The following is a 3836-nucleotide window of genomic DNA, read 5'->3' as shown; positions in this document are numbered from 1 at the left end:
TCGATCGTCATCCGCGCGTCATCGGCCGGGCTGCCGGAGGGCAGCGCGGAGATGCAGCGGTAGGTCTTGCCGTTGCCGGGCCGCACCGTGCCGCCGGGCACCAGGGCGGCGAGCTTGTCGCGCGCGCCCGAGAGCGTCGGAAGCACGGTGGTCACCTCCTGCCCCTCCGCGCCGAGCACCGTCACCGGCCCCTCGCGGAACACCGCCTGCACGGGCCGCGCGGCCCCGGCCGGCGGCGTGACGGTCACCTGAGCGCCGAACACGTCGTCGAGCAGGCCCGTCAGCCCGTCGAAGAGCGCCATGCTCAGGCGGTCTCCGCCGCGGGGGCCGCGCCGTTGAGACGGACGAGGCCGGTGGCCGAGGGATTGCTCGCCACCGCCACGGCGACGCCGATGAACAGGTTGCCCGTGCCCGAGGTGGTGGTCACCTGGCTCCCGGTCCAGTAGAGCGCATCGCCGATCGCCCAGGGCTGCGCGTTGGGCTTCGGCAGTTCGAACACGCCGCGCGTGACGAGGGTGAGGGGTTCGCCCGTGGCCGCATCGTGCTGCGCCACGCCGAAGAGCAGGCCGGCCGCGACGCCGGCGCCGGCGTCGGTGTCGGCAGGCGCCGGGATGGTGAGGTTGTCGCCCGGCTGGATGTAGTTCTTCATGGCAATCTCCTTCATCGATGAGGATGGGTATTTGCTGGTTCCGGTATGTCGAGACATCGCAATCGTCGATCAGATGATTGACATCTCATACCGATTTGGCCGACCTCCTGATCAGGAGGGGTGAGTATGTGGATTCGGAATCAATTCGCCGGACCCGGCGGTGGTCTCGGGACCGGGCCGGACGGGGGCCTGTACGCAGGACCCGGCGGTGGCGCGTCGACCGGACAAGGCGGAGGGTTGTACGCCGGTCACAAAGGTGGGCTGTTCGAGGGGCCCGGAGGGGGGCTCTCCCGCGACCCCGGCGGCGGGCTCTACATGGGCCCCGGCGGTGGGCTGTTCGCCGGTCCTGGCGGCATGGTGTACAATGGCCCTCGCGGCGGGCTTTACCCTGGACCCGGAGGAGGCTTGTACTTCGAGGCCGATGCGAAGCCGTTCCGTGCGAACACTCCCCCCTGGCCCGAGTTCGTCCGAGCGCTCCTCCAGTTTGGCTTCGACTACCAGGCCTCACTGATCATCGACGCGTTCAGGCTCGCGGGACTTCCCCTGGGAATCTCTCTCGCCAGCAGACCGGAGAGCAGTCCGCTTTCATTTGCCGGGTAACAGCGATTACGCGCCGGGGTTCTTGTACGCCCCACGGTACTCGGTGACGGCCGCGCCGAAGATGTGGCGGGCGTTCATCGTCACCTTGTCGGGGTTCATGCCCTCGATGGTCTGCACCGTGGGCGCCTGGTAGCCGTCGAGGTAGGCGTGGGTCACCGGCGGCAGGTCGGAGCTCACGAGATACCAGGCGGTGTCGGAGCCGCCCGCCGCGGCGCCGAGATGGGCGGCCACGACCGGCGTGACGCTCGCCTTGAACGGGTTCGCGTCGGCGTCCTTCGCCGGCGTCACGCTGGCGGTGAACTGGCCGGCGGCCATCTCCAGCGCCGGCGGCACCAGCAGCAGGTTCGGCTCGACCATCAGGAAGTCATCCTTGTCCTTCGAGCCGAAGGCGGTCTGTTCCCACAGCGCCTTGCGGCCCGCGGCCACGGTGGCGGTCGAGAGCGCGCCGCCGGCGCCCGCGAGGTTCCTGTGGTCGGCGTGGAACAGCGCCTTCTTGTCCGACTTCAGCGCCGCGTTGGCGCGGATCAGCCCCCAGACCATCGAGGCCTCCATCACCCGCGCGGCCATGGCGAACTCGCGCGGGATGCGCTGGAAGGCGCCCATGTCGTCGTTGATGATCGCCTCGAAGGTGAGGTTGATCGTCCGGCCCCGGCGCTCGACCTTCAGCCCCTCGGCCTCGTCGGCGAGCGTCGCCTGCTGGTACTCGCCGTTCTCGGCCACCGGCTTCAGCGAGAAGTCACCCCCGAAGCGCACCGCGTGCAGCTCGCGGAAGTCCGAGGCGGTGACCGGCGCGCCGGTGATCACCGTCCAGTTGGCCGCGCGGCGCTGGTACTCGGCGGTGAGCGTGCGGCCCATCACCTCGGTGGTGATGTAGGCGAAGTCGGAGACGCCGAGCGCGCCGCCCATCATGCTGGTCGCGCGCATGCCGGCGCGCACCGCCGCCGCCTCGTTGAAGCCTCGGGCGGAGCCTGCGAGATGCATGGCGAGCGACTTCAGCCGCAGGCCGCGGTACTCGCTGGCCGGGCCCTCTGCCTGCCCCATCAGCGCGCCGATCATCCCCTCCATGCGGGTGTCGGTCTCGTCGCGGGTGATGGTGACGCGGTCGCGCCCCGCGCGCCCGGCCGGCGGCTGGGCGGCGGCCATCGAGGCGAGGAAGCGCTGGCCGGCGGCCTCCGCCCCGGTGCCGTCGTCGATCACCGCGTCGACGTCCGCCTGCATCAGCAGGCCGGAGGCGACATGCGGCGCGCCCATCTCGCGGATGGCGCGCACCCGCTCACGCTCCATGCGGATCGCGTCGGCGGCGGAGGGCGCGGCCATGGTGGCAGCCACCTGCGGCGCGGGCGTGGTCGACGCGGGCTGCTGGGCCTGCGGCGGCGTGGTGGTCTCCGGCGCGGTGGTGGCCGGGTCGGTGGGCTTGCTCATGGTGGGTTCCTTGGTTGCGGCCCGGCGGGCCTCGGGAAGATCTCCGGCCGGGGCCGGCTGCGGGGCCGGCGTGCCGCCCCCGCTGTGGTCGCGGCGCAGGGCCTTGCCGGCCATGCTCACCGCCTCGGCAAAGCGCGCCCGCCCGGCGTCGATCACGGTGCGGGACATGCTGGCGGCCACAGGGATCGGCGGGACGTCGGCGGTCTCGGGCTCGAAGCCGGTCACGGCATCCGCAAACCCCTCGGCCACGGCCGCCTCGGGCCCGAACCAGGTCTCCGCCTGCATCAGGGCACGCACCTCGGCGGCGCTTTTGCCGGAGCGGCGGGCGTAGACGGCGGCGTAGGTGTCGGCGAGCACGTCGAGCATGCCGGCGGACTTCCGATGCGCGGCGGCATCGCCGAAGGTCACCGTGGCGGGATCGTGGATCATCATGATCGAGCCCTCGGACATCTCGATCCGGTCGGCGCCCATGATCATCAGCGAGGCGGCGGAGATCGCGTCGCCCGCCACCTTCACCGTGACCGTGCCGTCATGCTCGGCCAGCAGCACGCGGATCGCCTCGCCCTCGGTCGGGTCGCCCCCGGGCGAGTTCACCCGCACCGTCACGTCGCCCGGCACCAGCGCCAGGGCATCGCGCACCATGGACGAGGTGATGATGCCGCTCTCGTACCACTCCTCGTCGCCCGAGGAGAGGATCGAGCCGTTCAGCACGATCTCGCCGTTGTAGACCAGGTCACGCCCGTGCATCGGCGTCCTCCTCTTCGCTGTCGGCGGGGTCATCCGCCGCGGTGTCTGGATCGGTGTCGGATTCGTCGTCCGGTGCGCCGGTGGGCGCAGAGGGTGAAGGGCGCGTGCCCCCTGCCCGCCCGGCGGGCGCCGCCCCGGGCATCGCCGCGTCCTTCGCGGCATCCTCGGCGCGCTCGTGGCGGATCACGTCGGGGTCGTAGCCGAGGCGGCGCTGCTGGCGCTGGCGGCTCGTCAATCCCGCCTCGATCTCCGCCGCCATGGCCGGGATCTCCTTGGTCGGGTCGATCAGCGCGCGCCGCGGCGCGGTCCATTCCAGCCGGAAGGCGTCGGGGCGGATGCCAGCGGTGAGGGCGCGCACCGGGCTGCGCGCCCCGGCCAGCGGCCAGGCCTCGGCGAGCCAGCGCGCCACGCCCTCGCA

General features: G+C 72.0%; 3 protein-coding genes and 1 pseudogene. All 4 read right to left on the bottom strand.

All coding sequences use genetic code 11. The features are described 5' to 3' along the window. Positions 1 to 302, bottom strand: a 302-nt coding sequence (locus D3P35_RS25565) for a hypothetical protein (RefSeq protein WP_118138753.1), incomplete at its 3' end; no start/stop codon positions are given. 2 nt (positions 303 to 304) lie between these two features. Beyond that, positions 305 to 649 carry a DUF2190 family protein gene (locus D3P35_RS25560; protein WP_118138752.1) on the bottom strand — a complete coding sequence of 115 codons (345 nt, stop codon included), beginning with the start codon at positions 647 to 649 and terminating at the stop codon, positions 305 to 307. A 606-nt stretch (positions 650 to 1255) separates the two neighbouring features. Next, entirely contained in the window at positions 1256 to 3418 is a 2163-nt protein-coding gene (locus D3P35_RS25550; RefSeq protein WP_198670806.1) for a head maturation protease, ClpP-related, read from the bottom strand. Beyond that, a pseudogene (locus D3P35_RS26615) lies at positions 3405 to 3836 on the bottom strand (hypothetical protein); the annotation flags it as partial. The gene D3P35_RS25550 and the pseudogene D3P35_RS26615, both read right to left, overlap by 14 nt.

Source organism: Oceanicella sp. SM1341, from assembly GCF_003448965.1.
In the GTDB taxonomy this organism is placed as follows: Bacteria; Pseudomonadota; Alphaproteobacteria; order Rhodobacterales; family Rhodobacteraceae; genus Paroceanicella.
Note: the sequence above shows the minus strand (reverse complement) of the source record. Positions and strands in the feature narration are given on the sequence as shown.